This window comes from Spirosoma liriopis, assembly GCF_023196085.1.
Taxonomy (GTDB): domain Bacteria; phylum Bacteroidota; class Bacteroidia; order Cytophagales; family Spirosomataceae; genus Spirosoma; species Spirosoma oryzicola.
This window is the reverse complement of record NZ_JALPRF010000001.1, coordinates 133,484-157,201: the sequence shown is the minus strand read 5'-3', so window position 1 is coordinate 157,201 and position 23,718 is coordinate 133,484. Positions and strand designations below refer to the sequence as shown.

The 23,718-nt window shown below is 50.7% G+C and carries 18 protein-coding genes; 9 read left to right on the top strand and 9 right to left on the bottom strand.

From position 1 onward, the window contains the following. Window positions 1–11: 11 nt before the first annotated feature. From M0L20_RS00680 to rpe, 3 genes are all read right to left on the bottom strand, one after another. Window positions 12–2,123, bottom strand: a complete 2,112-nt coding sequence (locus M0L20_RS00680) for an OmpA family protein (RefSeq protein WP_248475200.1) — start codon at window positions 2,121–2,123, stop codon at window positions 12–14. A 111-nt stretch (window positions 2,124–2,234) separates the two neighbouring features. Beyond that, window positions 2,235–3,635 (bottom strand): alpha-amylase family glycosyl hydrolase, encoded by a 1,401-nt coding sequence (locus tag M0L20_RS00675; RefSeq protein ID WP_248475199.1) that lies wholly within the window; start codon window positions 3,633–3,635, stop codon window positions 2,235–2,237. 53 nt (window positions 3,636–3,688) lie between these two features. Further along, complete coding sequence (gene rpe / locus M0L20_RS00670) at window positions 3,689–4,360, bottom strand: ribulose-phosphate 3-epimerase (RefSeq protein ID WP_248475198.1); 672 nt, start codon at window positions 4,358–4,360, stop codon at window positions 3,689–3,691. Window positions 4,361–4,621: 261 nt separating this feature from the next. On the opposite strand from rpe, the gene ligA reads away from it, so the two are divergent. Next, window positions 4,622–6,667: an NAD-dependent DNA ligase LigA gene (ligA, locus tag M0L20_RS00665; RefSeq protein ID WP_248475197.1), complete on the top strand. Its 2,046-nt coding sequence runs from the start codon at window positions 4,622–4,624 to the stop codon at window positions 6,665–6,667. A 15-nt stretch (window positions 6,668–6,682) separates the two neighbouring features. On the opposite strand, the gene M0L20_RS00660 is transcribed toward ligA, so the two are convergent. Then, window positions 6,683–7,189, bottom strand: a complete 507-nt coding sequence (locus M0L20_RS00660; protein WP_248475196.1) for a hypothetical protein — start codon at window positions 7,187–7,189, stop codon at window positions 6,683–6,685. A 123-nt stretch (window positions 7,190–7,312) separates the two neighbouring features. Between M0L20_RS00660 and dapA the strand changes: the two genes are divergently transcribed. Beyond that, window positions 7,313–8,209: a 4-hydroxy-tetrahydrodipicolinate synthase gene (dapA, locus tag M0L20_RS00655; RefSeq protein ID WP_248475195.1), complete on the top strand. Its 897-nt coding sequence runs from the start codon at window positions 7,313–7,315 to the stop codon at window positions 8,207–8,209. 149 nt (window positions 8,210–8,358) lie between these two features. Here dapA and M0L20_RS00650 read toward each other — a convergent pair whose 3' ends face one another. The 4 genes from M0L20_RS00650 to M0L20_RS00635 all read right to left on the bottom strand — a co-directional run bounded on the left by M0L20_RS00650 (window position 8,359) and on the right by M0L20_RS00635 (window position 13,178). Further along, window positions 8,359–8,547, bottom strand: coding sequence for a hypothetical protein (locus tag M0L20_RS00650; protein ID WP_232558897.1), 189 nt, complete (start codon window positions 8,545–8,547; stop codon window positions 8,359–8,361). 95 nt (window positions 8,548–8,642) lie between these two features. Beyond that, window positions 8,643–10,847: a carbohydrate binding family 9 domain-containing protein gene (locus M0L20_RS00645; protein ID WP_435531812.1), complete on the bottom strand. Its 2,205-nt coding sequence runs from the start codon at window positions 10,845–10,847 to the stop codon at window positions 8,643–8,645. A 215-nt stretch (window positions 10,848–11,062) separates the two neighbouring features. After that, window positions 11,063–12,361: a BamA/TamA family outer membrane protein gene (locus M0L20_RS00640; protein ID WP_248475194.1), complete on the bottom strand. Its 1,299-nt coding sequence runs from the start codon at window positions 12,359–12,361 to the stop codon at window positions 11,063–11,065. Between the two features lie 94 nt (window positions 12,362–12,455). Next, window positions 12,456–13,178 (bottom strand): hypothetical protein, encoded by a 723-nt coding sequence (locus tag M0L20_RS00635; protein ID WP_248475193.1) that lies wholly within the window; start codon window positions 13,176–13,178, stop codon window positions 12,456–12,458. Between the two features lie 199 nt (window positions 13,179–13,377). On the opposite strand from M0L20_RS00635, the gene M0L20_RS00630 reads away from it, so the two are divergent. The 4 genes from M0L20_RS00630 to M0L20_RS00615 all read left to right on the top strand — a co-directional run bounded on the left by M0L20_RS00630 (window position 13,378) and on the right by M0L20_RS00615 (window position 19,770). Next, complete coding sequence (locus tag M0L20_RS00630; RefSeq protein WP_248475192.1) at window positions 13,378–16,431, top strand: amidohydrolase family protein; 3,054 nt, start codon at window positions 13,378–13,380, stop codon at window positions 16,429–16,431. A 50-nt stretch (window positions 16,432–16,481) separates the two neighbouring features. Beyond that, window positions 16,482–17,774 (top strand): amidohydrolase family protein, encoded by a 1,293-nt coding sequence (locus tag M0L20_RS00625; RefSeq protein ID WP_248475191.1) that lies wholly within the window; start codon window positions 16,482–16,484, stop codon window positions 17,772–17,774. Window positions 17,775–17,882: 108 nt separating this feature from the next. Then, window positions 17,883–18,833, top strand: a complete 951-nt coding sequence (corA, locus tag M0L20_RS00620) for a magnesium/cobalt transporter CorA (protein ID WP_232558892.1) — start codon at window positions 17,883–17,885, stop codon at window positions 18,831–18,833. Window positions 18,834–18,933: 100 nt separating this feature from the next. Continuing rightward, window positions 18,934–19,770, top strand: a complete 837-nt coding sequence (locus M0L20_RS00615) for a mechanosensitive ion channel family protein (RefSeq protein WP_232558891.1) — start codon at window positions 18,934–18,936, stop codon at window positions 19,768–19,770. A 73-nt stretch (window positions 19,771–19,843) separates the two neighbouring features. On the opposite strand, the gene M0L20_RS00610 is transcribed toward M0L20_RS00615, so the two are convergent. Next, window positions 19,844–20,695: a pirin family protein gene (locus M0L20_RS00610; RefSeq protein ID WP_248475190.1), complete on the bottom strand. Its 852-nt coding sequence runs from the start codon at window positions 20,693–20,695 to the stop codon at window positions 19,844–19,846. A 226-nt stretch (window positions 20,696–20,921) separates the two neighbouring features. On the opposite strand from M0L20_RS00610, the gene M0L20_RS00605 reads away from it, so the two are divergent. The 3 genes from M0L20_RS00605 to truA all read left to right on the top strand — a co-directional run bounded on the left by M0L20_RS00605 (window position 20,922) and on the right by truA (window position 23,653). Next, the gene (locus tag M0L20_RS00605; RefSeq protein WP_248475189.1) at window positions 20,922–21,374 is read left to right on the top strand and encodes a hypothetical protein; all 453 of its coding nucleotides are present in this window, start codon (window positions 20,922–20,924) and stop codon (window positions 21,372–21,374) included. A 104-nt stretch (window positions 21,375–21,478) separates the two neighbouring features. Then, the gene (locus M0L20_RS00600) at window positions 21,479–22,801 is read left to right on the top strand and encodes a DUF6600 domain-containing protein (protein WP_248475188.1); all 1,323 of its coding nucleotides are present in this window, start codon (window positions 21,479–21,481) and stop codon (window positions 22,799–22,801) included. A gap of 84 nt (window positions 22,802–22,885) precedes the next feature. Continuing rightward, on the top strand, window positions 22,886–23,653 hold the full coding sequence (gene truA / locus M0L20_RS00595) for a tRNA pseudouridine(38-40) synthase TruA (RefSeq protein WP_248475187.1): 768 nt from the start codon (window positions 22,886–22,888) through the stop codon (window positions 23,651–23,653). Window positions 23,654–23,718 lie beyond the last annotated feature (65 nt).

Here is a 23,718-nt window from a genome sequence, read left to right as displayed (position 1 = left end):
AATCTTTGTTCTCACATCTTGAGAATCGTGAATTCTACCCGCCGGTTCTGTTTCCGCTTCTCTTCGGTGCCGTTGCTGGCAATGGGTTTGCTCGGTCCCCATGCCTTCGTCTGGATCCGGCTCTCGGCAATTCCTTTGCTGGTTAGGTACTCTTTTACCGTCTGGACGCGGTCGGCGGATAGCTTCATGTTAGGCTCCCAATCGCCCTGGTTATCCGTATGGCCTTCAATCATAAGTTCCATCACCGGATACTGGTTCATCATGTCAACCAGTCGGTTCAGTTCGCTCGAGGCACCCGGAAGTAGCGTAAACTGGCTTTGCTCAAACAACACATCGCCCATCGTTATTTTTTGACCGGCCTCGATCTTGATCAGCAATAAATTGCGCTTGATGTCGCGGAAGCGCTTGTCTTTGCTTAGGTCGAGGGTTTCGGTAGTGGGAAAATACCCTTCTTTGATGGCTTTGAGCGTGTAGATTTTTTGCGTTGGCAAAATTAGTTTGTACTCGCCGGTTTCTGGATCATAATCCGCTTTGGCCGTTTCCTTATCTTCGTTCGCCAGACTAGAGATTACTTCGGAAGCGACCGGCTTTTTCGTTTTGGCATCCAGCACCTGTCCCGATACAATAGCGACCGGATCAGGTTTGATAGCCGGGTAAAGTTTAAGCCGGAAAATATCGTCTTCACCCATCGAACCTGCCCGCGAACTCAGATAAGCGAAATCGCCGGAAGCCGGAATGGTAAAATAACCGTCCCATTCGCCCGTGTTGATAGCTGGTCCCAGGTTTTCCGGATCGCTCCAATTGTTCCATGAATCATCGAGTCGGCGCGTTACGAAAATATCGCCGTTGCCGTAGCCCGGATGACCCGCCGAGGTGAAATAAAGCGTCCGGCCATCGGCAGCCAGAAAAGGCGAACTCTCCGAATCGGCGGTGTTGACTACAGGGCCTAACGAAATGGGTTCTGCCCATGTTCTGTCGGGTTTCTGCAACGCTACGTACAGGTCGCGGTTGCCACGGGTGTCTTTCCGCTGCACGGCCAGAATGATCGCTCTGCCATCGGGCGAGACGCAGAACTCCAACTGGTTTTTCTCATGTAGGTTGTAGTTGTTGGCGATTTTACACTCGACGGGTTGCGACCAGCCCTGACGGGTTTTAACCGACCGGGATATGCCGAACGACAAACCGCCGTCGGGCAGGTATACGTTGATCAGGTAGGCGATGCGACCGTCGGGCGAAAGACCGCTAATGGCATTGTCACCCGCGTTGTTGATGGGCGGGCCAATATTGACGGCTTCACTCCAACTCGATGGATTGCCACTAGTACCGGCGGTAAGCGTCGAGAACCAGACGTCCTGCCGGTCAGCCCCACCAATGTTCGCTTTGTTGAAATTGCGGGTAAAATAAAGCGTTCGGCCATCGGGTGCAATGACGGGTGCGACTTCCTGCCCCGGTGAGTTGACCGTTTTGCCGAGATTTTCCTTGATAATTTCTTTTGGCGTCTCGTTCGATACGTTGATGCCGACCGTAATGGGCTTGGTATCATCCGAGATACCAATGGCATCGATTTGGTTGATACCCGCGATGGATGCCCCGTTTAAAAACACTTTTACCTGATCGCCTACCACGGCTGAATCGTTCAGGGCGATTCGTAGCACAGGATCGGTTCGGGGTGATAGTGTGGCGTTCTTGTACACCGTATGCTCTTTCTTTTGGGCGTCAATCACCTGTACCCGTACCACCGCACCCGGATTCACATTTTCGCCAATAACAATTTGCCGTATGGTCATTGGCTTGGCGAAGGCAACCTGAATCCATTCGTCGGCGGTACCGTCGGACGTTTTGGGGGCCCAGGCCGCAGGACTTTCGCCTAGGTTCGGGACCTTACTGGGTCGGCCCAACGCCTGCGACGCTTTATATTGTTCACCGCTTCCGCTTACCTTCTCGGACGAAAATCCCACCACACGGTTAGCCCACTGAACCGGGGCGCTGTTCTGGCCTTGTGATTCGGGTTGAGTAGTGGTACGCCGTTGTGTGTCCGTCGAGCGCCCGCCCGCTGATTGTGCTAGACTGACTGCTTCGGCCATAATAATCAACAAGCCTGACAGGATGCTCCAAACTCGCATAAACGAAAAAAGTATTCAGGACAAATTCGTGTACTGATTTTAGTACGGACGAACGCTAGCCTATAAACTCCAAACTACACATTCAGATTGTGTTTGGTAAGTTACAAAAACTTAATTGGTTAACACCTTATACTCCCAGGGTTTTAGCGTGAGAGACATATCGGGTTTTAGCTCCATCGGATGACGACTGAACACTTCCGTGTACAACCCTTCATAGCCTTCTCCTGACAGACGAAACGTCTGAGCCTGGTTGCTGAGGTTAAGTAAAACGGTAACCCGGTCGTTGTCACGCTGGCGCGAGTAAGCGTAGACGGTTTCGTCGTGGTCGGTTGTAATTTTCTCGGCCTTTCCGCCCGCCAGACCGTTCCAGAGCGCCCGGTTTCTGTGCTTGAGGGTTAGCAGTGCTTTAAAAAAGTGACTCTTTTCGTAGGTGCCCCAGGGAATCGTGTCTTTTTCGAAAAAGGCGAGTCGTTTCGTTAAATTGGATTCCATGCCATTGTAAACCAAAGGCATTCCTTCCAGGGTGCTGCTCAACACAATGAACGCGTCGGCTGATGGGCCAAACGATTCTTCCAGCGTACCATTGTTTGTATTTTCGTCGTGGTTCTGGGTAAACAGCATCTGGTAGTACCAGGCTGGAAACCGTTTTTGGTTGCTGCTGCGCAAGGTGTCCAGGCTGGTGGCGGGTAATTTTCCCTGCGCAATATTTTTCATCATCGCAAACAAGGCCCAGCCGTAATTCATGTTGAAGCACTTCTTAAACTGGGCAGGGTCGTCTTCCCACTCCGCCAGCATAAATACGGTCTTGATTTTATCCAGTTCGGGTCGAAGCTGTGCCCAGAAATCATCGGGGACATAGCCCGCTACATCGCAACGATAGCCGTCAACATCGCATTCTTTGATCCAATATTGCATGGCTTCGATCATGCCTTTGCGCATAGCCGGATTGTCATAATTGAGGTCAACTACGTCGGTCCAGTCGGTCGGTTTGCCGGTTTTGGGGTCGAGTGGTGTTGTCATCTTTCCTTTGACGAGCGTGTACCAGTCCGGGTGTTCTTTGACCCAGGTATGATCCCAGCCAGTATGATTGGGAACCCAGTCCAAAATCACGCGCAGGCCGAGCACGTGAGCGCGGTCGACCAACGATTTGAAGTCTGCCAGCGTACCGTAGTCGGGGTTCACCGATTTATAGTCGGCAACGGCGTAGGGGCTACCCAGTGTTCCTTTCTTGTTTTTCTGACTGATTGGATAAATGGGCATCATCCAGATGATGTCAACGCCTAGCTCTTTCAGGCGGGGTAGCTGTAGTTCAACGGCTTTGAACGTACCGGCTGCGGAAAACTGGCGGGTGTTTACCTCGTAAATGGTGGCGTTTTTAGCCCATTCGGGGGCTGGGGGAGCTTTTGTTGAGTCGGCGGGGCTAGTCGCTTCCGATTGGGTTTGGGTAGTATTACGACAGGCCATTGTCAGCAGTAAGATACTGAGTGTGATGGCCATGGATAATGTCTTCATAAGTACAAGCTTGCGGAACGTAACGTTATGGGTTGGTATAGTAAGCGGCCGGGTTAAGCCATGAGCGGTTGGCGACTGTTTTTCAGTTGCCGGATGGCTTCCAGCGGATCGCTGGCACCAAAAACGGAACTGCCCGCTACCAATATGTCTGCACCCGCGTCTAATAAGGACGCTGCGTTTTTCGGGCCGACACCACCATCTACTTCAATCAGTGCCGACGAGCGATTTGCCGTCAGCATCTGCTTTAATTTAGCTATTTTGGGGAGGGTATTGGGAATAAACGATTGACCACCGAATCCGGGGTTGACCGACATGATCAGGATTACGTCAATCTGTTCCAGCACATCCTCCAGACCTGTTACGGGTGTATGTGGGTTGAGTGCGACGCCCGCCCGGCAGCCCATCTCGCGAATGTGCGTAAGGGTGCGGTGAAGGTGCGTGCAGGCTTCGTAATGCACATGAATTACCGAGGCTCCGCCTTCGGCGAAGGCGTCAATGTACCGGTCCGGCTGGGTGATCATCAGATGCACATCCAGTGGTTTCTGGCAGTGCTTGCGAACAGCATCGAGAATAGGAAAGCCAAACGAAATGTTGGGAACAAACTCGCCATCCATCACATCGAAGTGCAGGTAATCGGCTTCACTACGGTTTATTAGTTCGAGGTCCCGTTGCAGATTCGCAAAGTCGGCAGCTAGCAACGAAGGCGCAATGAAAGGCTGAGTCATAGTTATTCAGGAACAGTCGAAAACTAATTGCCTAAAAAGAACGGTTATGCAACTGGTTTCCGTAAACTGCTTACAATTTTATCCTGTAAAACTATGTTTTTTTGCTTGAACAAGGAAACAAACCCCGTATTGAGAAGTAGTTTGTGGAGTAAGTAGAGAATAGACGAAAGTAGTTTTTGAGGCAAAAAAAGCTTGTTTGTTTGTGTATCTAATTGTTTTATAAGTCAGTAGAGTGCCTTAGCGCCTATTTAATTTTATTGTATGACACCCCAGGAGCGCATTGCGGAATTGACCGACCGCCTGAATTATTATAATCATCAGTATTACCAGAACAGCGTTTCGGAAGTAGACGATTTTACGTTCGACAAATTGTTAGCCGAATTAGCTGGTCTGGAAGCTCAGCATCCTGAATTTCGCAAACCCGACTCGCCGACCGCCCGGGTGGGTGGAACCGTTAGTAAAGAGTTTCAAACGGTCTATCACCGCTTTCCGATGCTTTCGCTGGGAAATACCTATTCCGAGGAAGATCTGGTTGAATTCGACAATCGCGTGCGGAAAGGATTGAACGGTCAGGAGTTTGAATACATCTGCGAACTTAAGTTCGACGGAGTGGCTCTGAGTATGACCTACGAAAACGGCGTGCTTGTGCAGGGGGCTACCCGTGGTGACGGTGTTCGTGGCGACGACATCACAAATAATATCCGGACGATTCGGACGGTTCCCCTGCGCGTACACCGGGAAGGCATTCCTGCTCTATTTGAGGTGCGGGGCGAAGGGTTTTTGCCACTGGCTGAGTTTGAACGGATCAACAAAGAGCGTGAAGATATTGGTGAAGCCCTGCTGGCAAACCCCCGAAATGCAGCCTCTGGCACGTTTAAACAGCAGGATTCCGCAGCCGTAGCCAAACGCCGATTGGATTGTTACCTATACTCGTTTCTGTCCGAACCCGAAATCTTCCAGACCCACGAAGAAAGCCTTGTTGCCCTGAAAAATTGGGGTTTCAACGTATCGCAAACCTGGCAAAAATGCGCGACTATCAAGGACGTAATGCTGTACATCAGCGAGTGGGAAACCAAGCGCTTCGATCTACCGCTTGGTACCGATGGGATCGTTATTAAAGTAAACCGCTATGATCAGCAGCGCGAACTAGGCTATACGGCTAAAAGTCCCCGATGGGCTATTGCCTTCAAATACAAAGCGTTGGCGGCCAGCACAACGCTGAACGGTATCAATTACCAGGTTGGCCGGACAGGTGCCGTAACGCCCGTTGCGATGCTGACACCCGTACTACTGGCCGGAACCATCGTAAAACGAGCGTCGCTGCACAACGCCAACGAGATCGAGCGGTTAGGTGTTCAATTACACGATACCGTATTCGTAGAAAAAGGGGGCGAAATCATTCCCAAAATTACGGGTGTTGATCTGGGCAAACGGACCGGTCAGAGCCAACCGATTATTTACCCGACTACCTGTCCGGCCTGCGGTACGCCACTCATTCGCAAAGAAGGCGAAGCGCATTTTTATTGCCCCAACGAACGGGGTTGCCCTCCGCAGCGGCAAGCCCGGTTTGAACACTTTATCCAGCGTCGGGCGATGAACATCGAAAGTCTTGGGGAAGGCAAAATCGAATTGCTTATCGACCGGGGACTGGTACAGACACCCGCTGACCTCTATTCACTTACGTCAGCTGAGTTGCTGGGTATCGAAAAAGTCTTCGAAGACGAAGAAACGGGAAAGCGTCGGGTGGTTAGTTTCCGCGAAAAAACGGTTGAAAACATCCTGACGGCAATCGAACGCTCGAAAGCGCAACCTTTCAAGAATGTTTTGTTTGCCTTAGGTATACGTTACGTCGGGGGCACAACGGCCGAAAAACTAGCTGATTATTTCGGGTCAATGGATGCCATTATGAACGCGAGTCAGGAGGCACTACTGGCCGTGCCTGATACGGGACCACGCATCGCTGAAAGCGTAGTTGCCTGGTTTGCCGACCCACTGAACCAAGACTTTGTCGAAGGACTACGATCCGCCGGACTGCAATTTGTCGGCGAACGAAAAGTCGTTGAACCGGAGGGAGACACACTCGCGGGTAAGACATTTTTGTACACCGGTACCTTCGCTAATTTCAGTCGGGAGGAATTGGAAGCCCGGATTGCGGCCAATGGAGGTAAACTGCTCAGTGGTATTTCCAAAAAGCTTAACTATCTGATTGTAGGCGAAAACGCGGGACCGTCGAAAGTTGAAAAAGCCCAGAAGCTGAATGTGTCCATGATCAGCGAAGATGAGTTCTTGGCGATGCTGGACGTGTAGTGTATCGATGCGTGACTAGTGAGGTTGAATGGTTTGCAAAATGCCCAAAACTTCCTGGTGCAGGCTGTAATCATATTGAACAATCATGCTATAACCAAGGGTGCCGTTGTGAAGTAAATATAAACGACCCAGGGCTTTAGGCTGCTGAGCATAGTAAAACAAGCCCTGGGTTTGTCCATTTCGCTGAAAGGTAACGAACCGGTCTAAGAGCACGTTCCCATGAGGGATGGTGGCTGGTTGTGGATTCGGTAGGGGCATACCCCCGCCAAAAAAGGGCATAATACCCAAGAAGTAAGCCTGTTGATCATATCGTTTTAGACTAAACTCCGGTCCTTCAATCGTTGGGCCGATTCCACCCTGGTAGCCACGAGGAAACTGAATCTTGTACGCGTTGTCGAGCGCGGTTGTTCGCCATCCCCGCTGGCTTTTCACATCGATAACCGTACTGGCAGGATCGGGTAAAACGGATTCCCAGTTACAACTCGACAGACCAATCAGGAAAATGACGAAAATAAGGCGCATCGTTGTCAAAATTTACCCCTAAGACTTACAATGGCCGCGTATAGTTGTAATGCTTGACGCATTTGCAAAAAAATTCCGGTTCAATTCCCGTAACTTTGTGGTAATAAACTCTTGTATCCGATAATGGACACTACATTTCACGGCGTCGGTGTGGCTATTGTGACACCGTTTACAGCCGATCATTCTGTCGACTTCGACGGCTTCGGCCGCATCATCCGGCACGTTTCCGAGGGGGGCGTCCGTTACATTGTTCTGCAAGGCACTACGGGCGAATCGCCAACGGTGACGAAGCAGGAGAAAAAACAATTGTTACAGTATCTTAAAGAAAATAATACCAAGAAGCTTCCAATCGTGTTTGGCGTAGGCGGTAACGTAACGTCGGATGTTGTGGCGGGGATGAAGGATATTGATTTCGAAGGGGTCGACGCAATTCTGTCCGTCTGTCCTTATTACAATAAACCCGGCAAACGGGGAGTTATCGAACACTTCACGCGCGTTGCCGACGCAAGCCCTGTTCCCGTGATCCTGTACAATATTCCGTTCCGAACGGGTATCAACATGTCGGCGGAGACGATTTGCGAACTGGCTCAGCATCCCAACATCATCGGTGTTAAAGAAGCGTCGTGCGTAATTGAGCAGTGCATGGAAATTGCCCGCGACAAACCCGATGATTTTCTGCTGATCTCCGGCGACGACATTCAGGCTGTACCCATTATCAGCATCGGTGGAGTAGGGGTGATGTCGGTGATAGCCAATGCATTCCCGGCTAAGTTCTCAGGGATAATTGATGCAGCCTTGCAGGGTGACTTTGGTTTTGCCCAAAAAGAACTCGGCCATTTCCTGCGCATCGACCCGCTTCTGTACGAAGAAGGAAACCCGGTTGGTGTAAAGAACATCATGGAAATCATGGGCTTGATTTCGGCGGAGGTTCGGTTGCCACTTATGAAAGCATCCGACGATCTGAGCGAACGTCAGAAAGCCGTATTACAGCGGGACGGTCTGCTGGAACTGGTAGCCTAAATCGACTTAAGTCAACGCAGGAGAGGCCGTCTTTTCGTCCGGAAAAGATGGCCTCTCCTGCGTTAGCGGCTAACTCCTGAATAGCCCAAAAACAAAACCCGATTCATTGCTGGATCGGGTTTTGTTTTTGTAGAAGCGATCTGACTTTATTACCGGCCACCGCCACCAAACAATTTTGAGACGAGCCAGATCACAACGCCAATACCGACGACGACGAGTATGACGCCGGTCCAGACACCCGTTTTAAATATATCACCTACGACTTGGCAACTGGTCAGAAACAAGGTCATGAACAGGGCCACGAAGGCTATTGGGAAAAAACGCATTAGACTTTTCATAACGTTGGTTGGTTTTTGTGTAGTAAACTGATCACGTTTGGCGCGTGATTGAAGAAATAACAGACAGCGGAACGCTTTGTTTTAAATGCTGAGCATCAGATATTCCACCAGTACGTAAACTTGAGCACCAACGCCCGGTTTTTAACCGAAAAAGATCCCGGTTGTCCCATCGTAGGCAGATAGTTGTCGGTATAAACAATAAACAAATCAGAAGCTGGCTTGTAACGCCATTGGAATCGGGCGTTCAGGTTCATGTTTTTAGCCTGCTCATTATACTGCAAAAAAGTCGTCAGGTACAGCGTATTAGTCATGGTCAGGTCGAAGCGTGGCCCGACGAGCCAGAACGTCGTTTTCCCCCAGGGGCCGGGTAAGCGAATATCGTTGTAGTTCGCACTGGCTGCCAAACTGACGTAAGGCTGAAAGCGGTACCCTACATCCGCCGTGAGGTTTAGCCGTGAGCCGTTGGAATAGTAACCGCCGTAGCGCGTTGAAAATCCGTAGGTGAACAGGCTCTGTGGTTTTGACGTAAACTGAGTGCCCCAGGCCGTCCAGTTGTGTTCGGTATCGGTCGCCAGGGTTTCGCGTCCCGAATTGGTCGGATCGAAAGGTTGCAGCAGCCGCACATAGTCGGTGGCGGCCCAGGCCGTTAAAACGCTTCGACTACGGAACGTTAACGTATAGCCCAGGTACGTTTCGTTGTCGCTCTGCCGCCCGGCTTTGTCGAAAAAATACGTAGACGTTAAGGTGGGACCGTGATTCAGAATGGGTCCATTGGTCGGGAGAAACGTATACCCAACGGTTGCTGTTCCCCGCTCGTAACCCCGGCGCGGTACGTAGCCCGCTTCAGCGGTGTAATTGGCTCCCACCATTTCGAGCTGTCCGCTGATTAGCCATCGACGACTATTGTATTGCAAGTTGGCTGCGTAAACCGCGTTGTCCTCCTGCGAAGTTTCGGGGCTAAACGATTTTATATACAGCGCTTTACCCATCCAGAGGTTGTTCGAGGATGCGAGATTGTATTCCAGACCAAAATTTCGGTTGTAGCGCGAGTAGATCGGTTTATCGGAAACGGGTTCGTACGACAGCGACTCTTTATTGACAAACAGAAAACCGATGTTTGATCGGGAAAAAATCCGACGTTGCAGGGCCATTACGGCAAAATTCTGGGCGGGTAATCCCATATTGTCTACCCGGCCTGTTTGCATATCCATCAACCCGATCCGCCAGTCTTTATTGAGTTTACCACTTAGCCGGGCACCGAAGCGAATCGGGACGCCACCGAGTCCGATCCGACGGCTGAAAAAAGGACGGATGGTTGAATAGCCGAAGTTGGTGAACTGGTCGCCGTTTTCCAGAAAGAACTGCCGCTTTTCGGGGAAAAACAGTTCATAACGGTCGAGGTTCGTGACCTGCTGATCAACGTCAACCTGCGAAAAATCGGGATTAACGGTTAGATCAAGATTCAGCGATGAGGTGACGGCCACTTTGGCATCCATGCCCGCGTCAAAGCGACTGTCTGTCGGCGTATTTCCTTCGTAGTTGCGGTTTAAACCGCTGAGGGCGTAGGGAATAAGCGAAATGTTGGGGCCGGGTTGTGGGGGTGCCTGATCCCAGACCAGCACACCCGTATAAGCCAGAGAAGCAGTCGGGAACTGGCGCTGAATAGGCGTCCAGGACGATTTCTCGGTTGTTTTCAGGTCTTGCCGACCGAAGTTGACGCCCCAGCGGGTAATGCCACGTTTATAGCGGATGGTCTTGAACGGAATCGCCAGTTCGAGGATGTAACGATCTGAATAGTTACGAACGGCAGAGGTCCATTTGTTGTCCCAGCTTAAGTTCGCTTTACTGCCCTCGTACAACAGGCCGTCCCATTGCGCTCCCGCGGCATTAACTCCGAAAGCGAAACCATTGGTCTGGTCGTCGAAGGTGTCCATGAAAAGAATGAAATTATCGTTCTTCGGGAAAGACCAGTCGCGCCGGAGCGATTCAACGATATAAGGCCCTGCTACATCGCCGTGATAGCAGACGGCACTCAGGTAAATGTTCTGGTCATCGTAGCTCATTCGAACATCCGTACGAACGTTGGCTCGGCTGGTATCCATAGGCAGTACCATCCAGAAATCCGTTGCTACTTCTGTCGCCTGCCAAGCCGGTTCGTCCAGGTTTCCATCGACAACAATAGGTGATGTGGCTTTGCTGATGTGAAGTTGATAGGCTTCGTTTTTCTTTTGGGCGTACAGACACGGCTGGCCTACCGCAAAAATGACAAACACCAGCAACAAAAAAGGGAGACGTTTCACCAAAACTGTATGTTTATGAAGGTAATCTATAGAGAAGAAAACTGTGCAGCAAGTTACCTCCTAAAAACGTCAAAATTTTACTTTACAGCCGGTTTTTGTCAAAATTTACTTAATCAAATTACTCACCCTTTCTAATTGTTTAGTCTATAGAGATTCCCTTATACCTTTTGGTAGGTTAGTCTGCTAATTATTGGATAAAATGAATGTAATTTAAGCTAGAAGACTTCGCCTAAATTAAAGAACAAACCTTTCGATCCATCGAAGCCAAATCCGTAATCGACAGAGAGGTTTGTTCGGGAAATTTTATTCATTTTCAAGCGCAAACCCGCTCCAACCGCTGGTACAACCTTTTCGAATTGTTCGCTGGGATGTTCCGTAACGGATTGGGCATTGGCGAAAATGACACCCCCTAAAAGCCGATTGGTCGTTAGTGGGAATCGGTATTCGGTTTCGGCATACAGTAGTTTCTTGCCCCGAAAACGTCCCTGGATAAACCCCCGGCCAACATTTCCGTTACTGTCCCAACCCGTGCTGGGTAAATCCAGGAAAGGAGGATCGCTGCTCAACGTTAGCGCGTTATAGGACCAAAAGGCCAGAATGTTGTCTGATTGCCGAGGTAGGTGTATGTACTTTCGGGCTTCGATCAACAGCGATTGGTAGGTTTTATCGCTGCCGAGTGCTTGCGTGTTCGCGCGAAAAACGGCGTTAACGTACAAGCCGCCGTTTGGATTGATCGCATTCTGCCGATTGTCGTATAGAATATGCAGTGTAGGACCTGAGGATACCGATCGACCGGCCACGCCAACCGAATAGCGGGAGATCCGCGTTAATTCCCGACGACTATCGTAGCTGTTGATACCCCAATGTAAATCCAGTGCGTAACCAATTCCAGCGTAGAGGTTTGGTGCCAGACGCCGTAACAGGCTTTGATACAGGCGGAAGTAGGCATAATCCATGTTGATCACCCGGTCGGTGGACGTGTACATGCCTAATCCGTAGGTCGCCTGTGGATAATGCATCAACCGCCAGTCGTTGGTCCATAAATAGCGGTTGGCGGCACTCCATACGGCGGCATTCGCCATCAGAATCACCTGATTATTCTGGGTGTAGGAAAGCGTTCCGGTCATGGTTGACATGTTCGCGAGTGGCTTTCGGAAAGCTGTATTGACGACAATGGCAGCCAGGGCACGCGTTTGAAGGGTGTAGCCAACCTGAGGAAGCACCAGGATAAACCGTTTCCCTTCCTGCAACGAGGCCGAGTCGTGAGTGGTGATGCCCAAACGTGGGAAGCACCGTTTAAGAACGTCGGCAACATCCTGATAATGAATTGTTCGTCTGCTATTGAGGGTATCTACTCCGACCGTTGAGGTATCCCTGCCCGACGGCAATTGAGCGCGACAGGCGTTCACCAAAAAGAGGGTACTAAAAAGAGCCGCAACCCAATCCTTGCGAACGCTTATTCGATAAGCGAAGGAAACCGGTAGAATAAAGGACAAAGAAAATAGACGACGCATTGCCAGAAATCAATCGGATTAGCTTACTTAGTCTAACTCGGTTGATAAGTGGCTCAATTTAGCTTGCTCTTGATAATCAGCGGTTAAAATGTCGTTAAAGACTATTGTAGTAAGCAAACAGCGCTGATAGACCCGGCTTGGTTTTTAAATCCGGTTTTTCCGTTTTGAGGTAGGTTTCAATCTGCTCCTTTTTATCGGCCATCAGCTCAAGTAGTGATTTCCTGCCGGGAGAAAACCGGGTAGCTTTTCCATTCTGGACGATGTACCAGTCGTTTTTGGGAATCAGCTCATCATCTTTGGAACCAGTACCCATAGCCGGGTTGAAATTGGCCCGTTTGACATAAACAGACGGATATTGTAGCAACGTTAGCTTACCCGCAGCGATTTGCTCGAAAAAGCCCGCCAGGGCGTCGGCCTCACCTTTGAACTCGCGAACGTTGACGAACCGGCTCGGCGAATCGGATGGGTTGGTAGATACAATGTATTTCACCGAAGGGCCTTTCGCTACCCGAATGTCGTTAGCGCCCGCCCGCACTTCAACATCATGCGAATAAAGGTCCAGTCGAACCGGTACGCTAGCGAGTGAATCACTAACGAGATTAAGATTGCCGTAAAACTTTACGTTGCTGGTCTGCCAGGTTGTGTCGAGGTAAGGGCTACCAAGCAACTTGCCTGCATTATTTTGCCGGTTGGTCGTTGCTGCGCTCAGCCCATTGTGATTCATAAGGTCGCGGGTTGTCTGGAGAGACCCTTGCGCCCGCAATTGAAGTGTGATAAAAAAGCCAATTAGCAGGAGGATAGAAGATGAATGGCGCATACAGATTGAAGGTTGGTGTTGATCGCTGCAAATTAACCAGGTGGTGTTGATCAATACAAAGAAACAATTTTAATATAATGATAAATCTATTCGCAGCTGTGTCTTGATGGCGATATATTATTTGGGAAAGTGACCGTAAAGGCAATTGTTTACGTATTTTTGGGAGTTAACCCCAATCATTAACCAATCAAACTACTTCATGATAAGACATTTCCTGACGGCACTACTTGCGGCTGGTCTGGCCTACGCTGCTGTAGCTCAGACGACCTTCCCCCGCAACGGTGTCTACGACGAACGGCCAGGATTGTATGCATTCACCAACGCTACCATCGTTGTTGATCCACAAACGACCCTACAAAACGCTACGCTACTTATTCGTGACGGTCGCGTCGAGGCTGTCGGTAGCAACGTTAGCCTTCCTGCCGGAACGGTTGTCGCCGATTTGAAAGGTAAGCGCATTTACCCTGCTCTGATCGATATCGACTCTGACTATGGTATGCCGGAAATACCACAGACGGGTGGTCCCGGCGGATTTCGGGGTGGCCCTCCGCAACTGGAATCAACCAAAAAAGGGGCTTACTACTGGAACCAGGCGGTACAACCCGAAAACAATGCCAGCTTACTCTTCAAGGCGACGCCAGCCAAGGCCGATGAACTTCGCAAATTAGGCTTTGGAGCCGTACTGACGCACCCACACGATGGAATCGTTCGGGGAACGGGCGCTTTGGTGGCTCTTGCCGACGACCGGGAAAATACGCTTGTGCTGAAACCAAATGCTACGGCTCATTACTCGTTCAGCAAAGGCACATCGCGGCAAAATTACCCAAACTCGGCGATGGGTTCCGTAGCGTTGTTGCGGCAGGCCATGTACGATGCTGACTGGTACAAACGGGGTGGGAACAAGGAGCAGGCAAACCTGTCGCTCGAGGCTCTGAGCCGTAACCTGTCGCTACCCGCGATCTTTGAAGTGGGTGACAAACTGGCGGTTCTCCGGGCCGACAAAGTAGGCGACGAGTTTGGTGTTCAGTACATCATCAAAGGCTCGGGCGATGAATACCAGCGTCTTGACGAGATTAAAGCAACGGGCGCATCACTGATTGTACCAGTTAATTTTCCGCAGCCGTACGACGTTGAAGATGCCTGGGATGCCGATAACGTGGCTATTTCTGAATTGAAGCACTGGGAAATGGCACCCATGAATGCGGGACGACTAGCCAGTGCCAACATTCCTTTTGCGCTGACAACGGCAGGACTTCGCAATAAAACTGAGTTCTGGGCCAATCTGCGCAAAGCCATTGAAAACGGCCTGTCGGAGCAGAAAGCCCTGGAAGCGCTGACCGTCGTACCTGCCCGGCTCATGAAGGCTGAGGACATGGTTGGCACCTTGCAGAAAGGCCGGGTCGCCAACTTTATTATAACCTCCGGCAATTTGTTCAGCGCGGATAACGTCATCTTCGAAAACTGGATTCGCGGTAAGCAGTACATCGTCAATCAGAAAGATGCCGCTGATCTGCGCGGAAGCTGGCAGTTGACCATCGGTGACCGGAGCAACATTAAGTTGAACATAACCGGGAAGTCAGCCGATAAGCCCGACTACCAAATCCAGGTCGATACAACCAAAATCACCCCGAAAGTTGCTATCAGTGGAGATATTATCTCGATTCAAACCCAACTGGATCGTCGCCCCAATTCGGGAACGACGCGCCTAACGGGTTACCGCACCTCGCCAACCACCCTTAAGGGCGACGGCGAAACCCCCGATGGAAAACGCATCACCTGGTCGGCAACCCGATCGGGCGATATCCCGCAATCGACTACCGTAACGGCTGCCCGGTCAACGTCGGCCACGTCGTCTACCGCTGTCATGTATCCATTCGTGGGTATGGGTAATCTGCAAAAACCCAAAGCAGAGACCGTACTGATTCGCAACGCTACCGTCTGGACCAACGAGAAAGATGGCGTGATGACCGGAGCCGACGTGCTGGTAACGGACGGTAAAATTTCCAAAATCGGTAAAGGTCTGACAGCACCCGCCAATGTGAACGTGATCGACGGTACGGGCAAACACCTGACCAACGGTATCATCGACGAACATTCGCACATTGCCCTGCTCTCAGTCAACGAAGGCGGACAGTCGAGTTCGGCAGAGGTGCGGATGGCTGATGTTATTAACCCCGACGACGTAAACATCTATCGGCAATTGGCGGGTGGTGTTACAACCTCCCAACTGCTGCACGGTTCAGCAAACTCCATCGGTGGTCAGTCGGCTATTGTCAAACTCAAATGGGGCGAGTCGCCGGAGAATATGCTCATCAAAGGGGCCGACGGCTTTATCAAGTTTGCGTTGGGCGAGAACGTCAAACAAGCCAATAACCCCAGCGGTGGTGTTCGGTTCCCACAGTCGCGGATGGGGGTAGAACAGGTTTACATGGATCACTTCACCCGCGCTAAAGAGTACGCGAAAGGGTGGACGGCTTATAACAAGCTGAGCGCCAAAGAAAAAGCCAACGCTACGCCACCGCGCCGGGATATTGAACTCGATGCGCTGGCCGAAATTCTGGCGAACAAACGGTTTATCACCTGCCACTCGTACGTGCAGTCGGAGATCAACATGCTGTTGAAAGTAGCTGACTCGCTGGGCTTCAAAGTCAACACGTTTACGCACATTCTGGAAGGGTACAAACTGGCCGACAAGATGGCGAAACACGGAGCGGGCGGTTCATCGTTTGCGGACTGGTGGGCGTACAAAATGGAAGTGCACGACGCGATTCCGTACAACGCGGCTCTGATGCACCGTCAGGGAGTAACGGTTTCGATCAACTCCGACGACGCTGAGATGGCCCGCCGGTTGAATCAGGAAGCGGCCAAAACCGTCGAATACGGTGGTGTTTCGGAAGAAGATGCCTGGAAAATGGTGACGCTCAACCCGGCAAAACTGTTGCATCTGGACAATCGGATGGGGAGTATCAAGGCGGGTAAAGACGCGGATTTGGTCCTCTGGAATGCGCACCCGCTGTCTATCTACGCCCGGCCCGAAATAACGATGATCGAAGGCGCTATTTACTTTAGCCTGAAAGGCGAAGAAGCCAAGCGGGAAGCCATGCAGGCCGAGCGGGCCCGGCTGATTCAGAAAACCTTGTCGGCTAAAGCGAGCGGTGTACCAACCCAGCGGCCAACGTTCAGACGGTCGCGGATGTGGCACTGCGAAGACGTTGAGGGTGTCATGGCTGAAGGCGAAGAAGAAGGAAAATAGACTGAACCCGGTAATTCTTCTACGGGCGTTCGGGCATTCAAGAAAAACACATGAAAAAAATACTGACATCCATACTTACGCTGGGCGTTCTTACGAGTTACGCCCAGAACCCGGCTCCGGCCAAACCGCAGGAGCGGGCCATCGCCCTGACCGGGGCAACCATTCACGTTGGCAATGGGCAAATCATTCAGAATGGCGTTGTGGTATTCGACAAAGGGGTAATCACGGCCATTGGTGATGGTAGTACCCCAACGGCGGGAGCCGAGGTCATCAGCGCTTCGGGAAAGCACGTCTATCCCGGCTTTATCTCACCAGCCGCAACCGTCGGTTTGCAGGAAATTGGTGCGGTAAAAGCCACGGTCGATAAGCAGGAAATTGGCGATCTAAACCCTAACGTTCGGGCTCTGATTGCGTATAACACCGATTCGGAGATTATTCCGACTATTCGCAACAACGGCGTTTTGCTGACGCAGGCTATGCCGCAAGGCGGTACAGTGTCGGGAAGTTCGAGCGTGATGATGGCCGACGGCTGGAACTGGGAAGATGCCGTTTTGAAAAAAGACGACGGCCTCTGGCTCAACTGGCCAGGTTATTTCGCCCGTGAGTTCAACTACGATGACTTCTCGCTCACGGTTCGGAAAAACTCGAAGCGGACCGAAGCGATCAGCGCCTTGCAGGCAACGTTTTCCGACGCGAAGGCGTACGCGGCCCTGTCGAATCCGATGCCAATGAATCTCAAGTTAGAGGCTATGCGCGGATTATTTTCGGGTAAACAAAACCTGTACATCCGGGCTGATTACGGCAAAGATATTATCGAAGCAGTAACCTTCGCCAAAGCGCTGGGTATCCCGAAGGTAGTGGTCGTTGGTGGCGAAGAAGCTAATCGGGTAGCTACTTTTTTGAAAGAGAATAACGTGCCGGTGATCCTAAGCCAGTTGCATCGACTGCCAAACCGGGAAGATGAGGACGTGGATTTGCCGTATCGTATGCCGGGTATCCTGCAAAAAGCGGGTGTGCTCGTTGGGCTGAGTTATGCCGATGAGTGGTGGCGCACGCGAAACCTAGCATTTCTGGCCGGAACAGCCGCCGGTTTTGGTATTCCGGACAAAGAAGAAGCGCTTAAACTGATTACGCTGAACAACGCCAAAATTATGGGCATCGATAACGCGGTCGGGACGCTCGAAAAAGGTAAACAGGCTACCTTATTTGTGTCGGCGGGTGACGCGCTCGATATGCGTACCAACGTGGTCGAACAGGTATTCATTCAGGGCCGTAAGGTCAATCTGGATGACCGCCACAAGCGGCTCTATAAAACGTATAAAGACAAATATGAGCAGAAATAAAACCCGGCAGGGACATTAACTTAGTAAACAGTTAACGGAGCGGCTTTCCACCGCTCCGTTTTTTTATGAACTTTGCGTCCCAATTACAGCACTTCTAAACTGGACTTCATGATTCGTATCTTCCAGCTCGACGAAACTTCTGTTCGTAAAATCCGTGACATCGATTCGTTTTCCAACACGGAGCGTACGCTCTGGGTCGACTTGCAAAACCCGACACCCGCCGAGATCAAGAGCGTGGAGGAGAAATTCGACGTGGATTTTTTGAGTCAGCAGGAGCAGCTCGAAATTGAAAGCAGCTCCCGCTACATTGAGGAAGACGATTTTCTGATTGCGAATTCAAACTTTTTAATTCCAGATAAAGAGCAACGTTACATCACGGTACCGGTAAGTTTTTTGCTTAAAGATGATACTCTGTTTACGTACCGCAACGCCGACCTGAAATCATTTGCCGATACGGTTAAGCGGATCAAATCGCGTCGGGCCGTGTTCAGTGACGGAGCCCAGATTCTAATATCTATTTTCGAATCCCGGATCGACTACGACGCGGATCTGGTTGAAATGGTGTCGAGCGAAATCAAAGCAATCAACCGGATGCTTGATCTGGACGCTAACCTGGACCGTGAGATGCTGCTGAATATCAACGATTACCAGGAGCTAACCATGTCGATTCGGGAGAATGTGGTTGATAAACAGCGCGTTATTTCATCAATGATTCGTTCCGACGGCTGGTTTAGCGACCCGGAACAGCAGCGCTTGAGAACGCTCATCAAGGACATTAATTCGCTGATCGATCACACGAACTTTATTTTCGAACGGCTGGAATTTCTACAAAATACCTACCTCGGTTTGATTGATCTGGAGCAAAACCGGGTCGTCAAAATCTTTACGGTTGTTTCGCTGGTCTTTTTGCCACCGACTTTACTGGCGAGTATCTGGGGGATGAACTTCGACGAAATGCCAGAGGTACACTGGAAATACGGCTATGTATTTGCGTTAGCGATGATGGTATTGTCATCCGCTCTGACGGTATGGATTTTCCGGCGGAAGAACTGGTTATAGTAACAAGAAGGCTAAAAAAGATTACTTAACTCGTATCTGGTTTCGTTACCTTTATCTGTATTCACGTCTGAGTTGCAAACAAATCCCCCGTTTACTACTCATGGAACAGGCTCAGACGAACGCCGAACGCATCTACGACCAAGTAATTACCTTTGCCGCACTGTATGGTGGCCGCATTTTGCTGGCTATCATAACCCTTATGGTGGGTCTCTGGCTGATTGGCTGGATTACCCGATTATTATCCTCTTTGATGGCGAAACAGCACGTAGACCGTGACGTCCAGCCCTTTCTGCTGTCGATGGTTAATGCCGTCCTACGCGTATTGTTATTGCTGAGTATTGCCAATACGTTGGGTGTTGAAACGACTTCGTTTGTTGCTATCATCGGAGCCGCTGGTCTGGCGGTTGGTCTGGCACTGCAAGGCAGCTTAGCTAACTTTGCCGGGGGCGTTTTAATTCTGACGTTTAAACCGTTTCGGGTTGGTGATTTGATTTCCGCGCAGGGTTTTACGGGAACGGTTGAAGCCATCCGCATCTTCGACACCATTCTGGTGACGCTGGACAACAAAACCATTATTTTGCCAAATGGACCCCTATCCACATCGTCGATTACGAATATCAGTACGAAAGGTATAATCCGGGTTGATCAGGTATATACGGTTGGCAGTCAGAACGATCTGGACGCTACAAAAGCATCATTATTGCGTGTTGTAAATGCGTGTCCTTATGCGCTCAAAGATCGGTCGCACGATGTGTTGATTGCCAAGTTAAACGCCAATTCGCGTGATTATGATGTACGGGTATGGACCAAAAGCGAAACGTACTGGGAAACCTATTACTACATGCTGGAGAATGTTGCCCGGCAGTTTGGGCGAGACGGTATCGAAGCGCCGAAACCCAAGATGTTTATTACCAACGAAGAACCCGTTATTGCCTAACAACAATCAGCCCGCTACGATCTGTGGCGGGCTGATTGGTTAAAGACGATTAATTTGCTGCCGGTGCTTCGGATCAGTGCCAACTACCAAACTTACCTTTTCGATAATCGTCGTAGGCTTCCATAATTTGTTGCTGGGTATTCATTACAAAAGGCCCTTGTGAAACCACGGGCTCGTTGAGCGGCTTGGCGTGACCGAATAATAGAATACTATCTTCGGCGGCTGTTACAACCAGTTCGCTGCTGTCGTGGTCAAATTCGGCCAGATGTAAGGCATTGATGACAGTTCCGTTGGCATTGAGACGCCCTTTGATTACGTAGAAGAAAATGTTGTGATCATTAGGAACCGTAAGCGTTACAGTACCGCCCGGCTGAAAATAAATAGTGTTCAGTTGGATACCAATGTGGGAGTCAAAGGCGGCTTGATGACCATCCCAATCACCCGCCACCAAGTTGACGATTACCTTGCCGTCGTCCAGCCTGAGACTGGGAATAGCTTCTTTTTGGAGTCCTTTATAGAACGGCTTTGTCATTTTCAGACTTGCGGGCAGATTTAGCCAAAGCTGTAAAATTTCCAGTTTGCCGCCTTCTTCCATAAACTGGTCCGACGAGACTTCGGCATGAATCAGTCCGCTTCCGGCGGTCATCCATTGAACACCGCCCGCATTGATAACACTTTCGTGGCCGCTGCTATCCCGGTGGGCAATGTCGCCATCGAGAATAAAGGTAACCGTTTCCATGCCCCGATGCGGATGCGGCCCAAACGGAAGTCCGTTGTTATTTGGTTCGTAAACCTGCGGACCATGATGATTTAAAAATAAAAACGGATCGACGTACTCAATAGAGCGTGTGGGCAGTGCCCGATAGGTGATCAGATCACTGATGGGCGAATAAACTGCCGGGTGAATTTTACGGACGGTTAACATGGAAATAAGTATTAAACGGTAATCGTAAGAACGTTGCTGAAAAAGCGGTGTTAGAAAGAAGGTAAAAAATAAGCGTTTAGTGCCCGTAAGTACTCAATTACAGCGTCCGGTAAGTCCAGTCAAACACTTGTTTGCTTCCACTAAAACGGTTGAGAGAGACGACGGGCATAAAACATCTTTTTAACTGGACGGTTCAATGGATAAATTCATTGACTACTCAGTATTTATGTCTGCTACAATCACGCCTACCCTCTCACAAGCGCTCGGCAGTGGCCTTGCCGGAGCCATTGCCCTCAATGTATTACATGAAACGGTTCGTCAGTTTGTGCCTGATGCCCCCCGCGCTGACCTTCTCGGGGAGCGTAGTATTGTTAAAGGATTTGAAGCGGCCGGGGAGCAACCCCCGCAGGGAAAAAAGCTCTACGGATTGGCAATGCTCGGCGATGTAGCGTCCAATGCGCTCTATTACAGTTTAGTAGGTGTGAGTAAAGAACAACCGGTCGTTGCGGGAGCTGCATTAGGAGCCCTAGCTGGAATCGGAGCCGTTACGCTGCCGGGACCAATAGGATTGGGCGAAGCACCAACCAAACGCACAACCGCAACGGCAGTCATGACCGTTGGGTGGTATCTGTTCGGTGGACTTGTTGCGGGGGCTGTTTTCAAGCGATTGAAATCATAGTGATAGCCTGTAATAATCTTTTAGATGCGTGACTAAACGTTTGGGTGGTTTATCAATCTAACCCTTGTTGAGTGTTAACACTCAATCCACAAACGAATCGAGTCATGACTATCCTTAAAACGATAAAGCTGCTTGGCCTGGTAGCCCTACTGGCGCTCAGTCCATCGATCTCTCAGAAAACGATGGCGCAGCCAGGTGTCAGCGTTCCTGTCGAGTCTTTTTATGATGAATTGGCTCCGTATGGACAATGGACGCAGTACCCCGGCTATGGGGACGTATGGATGCCAAATGCTGGCCCTGACTTTCAGCCATATGCCACAGGTGGCCATTGGGTAGTTACCGAATACGGAAATACCTGGGTGTCGGATTATGCCTGGGGCTGGGCTCCGTTTCACTACGGGCGCTGGATTTACGATCCTGGGTACGGCGGCTGGCTCTGGATTCCGGGTACCGACTGGGGGCCGGCATGGGTTGCCTGGCGTTCGGGAGGAGGATATTACGGTTGGGCTCCTCTTGCTCCGGGCATGAACGTGAGCATCAATATCAACATTCCCGCTCCCTACTGGACGTTTGTGCCGGAGGTATACATCGCGAGTCCACGGGTTTACAGCTATTGCGTACCCCGGCCTAATGTGGTCAATATTTACCAGTCCACGACAATCATCAACAACGTCTACCGGACAAACAACCGGGTATACGCCTACGGCCCACCGCGTGCTGACATCGAACGCGTAACCCGCCGGAGCGTGCCGGTGTACCGGGTCGACAACCTGGACAGACCGGGTCGTTCGGTTGTGGGTAACGGTTCAGTAGGCTTTTACCGGCCTGATCACGGTCCGGCTTACCGCCAGGATTATGGCCGCAATGGTCGCTTCAATAATGATCCACGTCCTGAGTTCAACGGCAATAATGCTTCTGGCCGGGGTTGGTACAACGGCGATAATACAACGAACCGGGATTATAATAGAAATAACGTGCCGGGTCGTGGTACCTACAATGGGAACGGCACGCCAGATCGGGGCTATACCCGAGACATCGAACCAAATCGGGAATACAACGGCAGTTTTTCTCCCAATCGACGTGGCTCGTTTAACGGCTCTGATGCGAATGGTGCTATTCCGGGCAACAATGCCGCGCCAAACCGGTCGTTTGAATCCAATCGGGGTACCTACCGGCCCGCTGAATCTGGCAATAACGCCCCGCAAGGTGGGTTTCCTCAGTCGCCGAATCGTTCGTATGAGCGTCCCGGTTTTCAGGCTCCTTCCGGTAACCAATCAACGCCGGGTGGTCGCGAAAGCGGTTTTTCACGGATGAACGAAAACCGAGGATCACAACCTCAGTTTCAGCAACGCAACCCGGAGCCGAATCCGCAAGGCAACGTCGCAAGGCCGGGTGGGTTTCAGGGTGGTGGGCGAGGGCCACGCTAACACGTACATTCTTTCTCATAAACCGTGCATTCACCGAATGCACGGTTTCTTTGTTTTCACCGATTGGCTGTACATTTGTCCGGTATGCGTTATTTTATTGAATTGTCGTATTGCGGGACGGCTTATCACGGTTGGCAGACACAGGCAAACGGCGTTAGTGTGCAGACAACACTCGAAGCTGCGTTGACGCAGCGACTTCGAAAACCAGTGTTTGTCGTCGGTAGTGGGCGTACTGATGCGGGCGTTCATGCTAGGCAGCAATTTGCCCATTTTGATCTTGACGAACCCATTTTGCTATCCGATGCATTGGTTTACTCAATCAATTGCATCCTGCCCGAAGACATCGCCATTCGTACGTTGTTTCCTGTAGCACCGAACCATCACGCTCGATTTTCGGCGGTTTCGCGCTATTATCAGTATCATATTACACGGTACAAGAACGCGTTCGAACCTGGATTAACGTACCATTTTCGACCAGAACTAAACGTCGAATTAATGAATGAAGCGTGTCAGATTCTGATGAGGCACACTGATTTCAAGAGCTTTAGTAAGGTGAGGGCCAACGTAACGCACTTTCGTTGCCGACTTGATTTTGCGTATTGGCAGCGTAGCGAGGCTGATCTGCTGACGTTGCATATAAAAGCGAACCGTTTTCTGTGGGGTATGGTCCGTACTATCGTCGGAACGATGCTTGAGATCGGGCAGGGGCGTATGACGCTTGAGCAATTTGAGCAGTTGATTGTCGCGCAGGACCGGACCATCGCCGGGCGGGCGGCTCCTCCCAACGGCTTATACCTGATGGAAGTTGGTTATCCCGCCAACATACTGGAACAACGGGTAGTCTACGGCTAACCACAAGATGTAGGAATAAAAAAGGGACGTCCGAAACGTCCCTTTTTGCTATTCTGAGCTTACTA

Coding starts and splice junctions, on each gene's coding strand:
- dapA (WP_248475195.1), top strand. CDS start 7,313: ATGGACACTACATTTCACGGCGTCGGTGTGGCTATTGTGACACCGTTT.
- M0L20_RS00615 (WP_232558891.1), top strand. CDS start 18,934: ATGGAACAGGCTCAGACGAACGCCGAACGCATCTACGACCAAGTAATT.
- M0L20_RS00605 (WP_248475189.1), top strand. CDS start 20,922: ATGTCTGCTACAATCACGCCTACCCTCTCACAAGCGCTCGGCAGTGGC.
- M0L20_RS00675 (WP_248475199.1), bottom strand. CDS start 3,635: ATGAAGACATTATCCATGGCCATCACACTCAGTATCTTACTGCTGACA.
- corA (WP_232558892.1), top strand. CDS start 17,883: ATGATTCGTATCTTCCAGCTCGACGAAACTTCTGTTCGTAAAATCCGT.
- M0L20_RS00660 (WP_248475196.1), bottom strand. CDS start 7,189: ATGCGCCTTATTTTCGTCATTTTCCTGATTGGTCTGTCGAGTTGTAAC.
- M0L20_RS00640 (WP_248475194.1), bottom strand. CDS start 12,361: ATGCGTCGTCTATTTTCTTTGTCCTTTATTCTACCGGTTTCCTTCGCT.
- rpe (WP_248475198.1), bottom strand. CDS start 4,360: ATGACTCAGCCTTTCATTGCGCCTTCGTTGCTAGCTGCCGACTTTGCG.
- M0L20_RS00650 (WP_232558897.1), bottom strand. CDS start 8,547: ATGAAAAGTCTAATGCGTTTTTTCCCAATAGCCTTCGTGGCCCTGTTC.
- truA (WP_248475187.1), top strand. CDS start 22,886: ATGCGTTATTTTATTGAATTGTCGTATTGCGGGACGGCTTATCACGGT.
- M0L20_RS00630 (WP_248475192.1), top strand. CDS start 13,378: ATGATAAGACATTTCCTGACGGCACTACTTGCGGCTGGTCTGGCCTAC.
- ligA (WP_248475197.1), top strand. CDS start 4,622: ATGACACCCCAGGAGCGCATTGCGGAATTGACCGACCGCCTGAATTAT.
- M0L20_RS00635 (WP_248475193.1), bottom strand. CDS start 13,178: ATGCGCCATTCATCTTCTATCCTCCTGCTAATTGGCTTTTTTATCACA.
- M0L20_RS00680 (WP_248475200.1), bottom strand. CDS start 2,123: ATGCGAGTTTGGAGCATCCTGTCAGGCTTGTTGATTATTATGGCCGAA.
- M0L20_RS00600 (WP_248475188.1), top strand. CDS start 21,479: ATGACTATCCTTAAAACGATAAAGCTGCTTGGCCTGGTAGCCCTACTG.
- M0L20_RS00625 (WP_248475191.1), top strand. CDS start 16,482: ATGAAAAAAATACTGACATCCATACTTACGCTGGGCGTTCTTACGAGT.
- M0L20_RS00610 (WP_248475190.1), bottom strand. CDS start 20,695: ATGTTAACCGTCCGTAAAATTCACCCGGCAGTTTATTCGCCCATCAGT.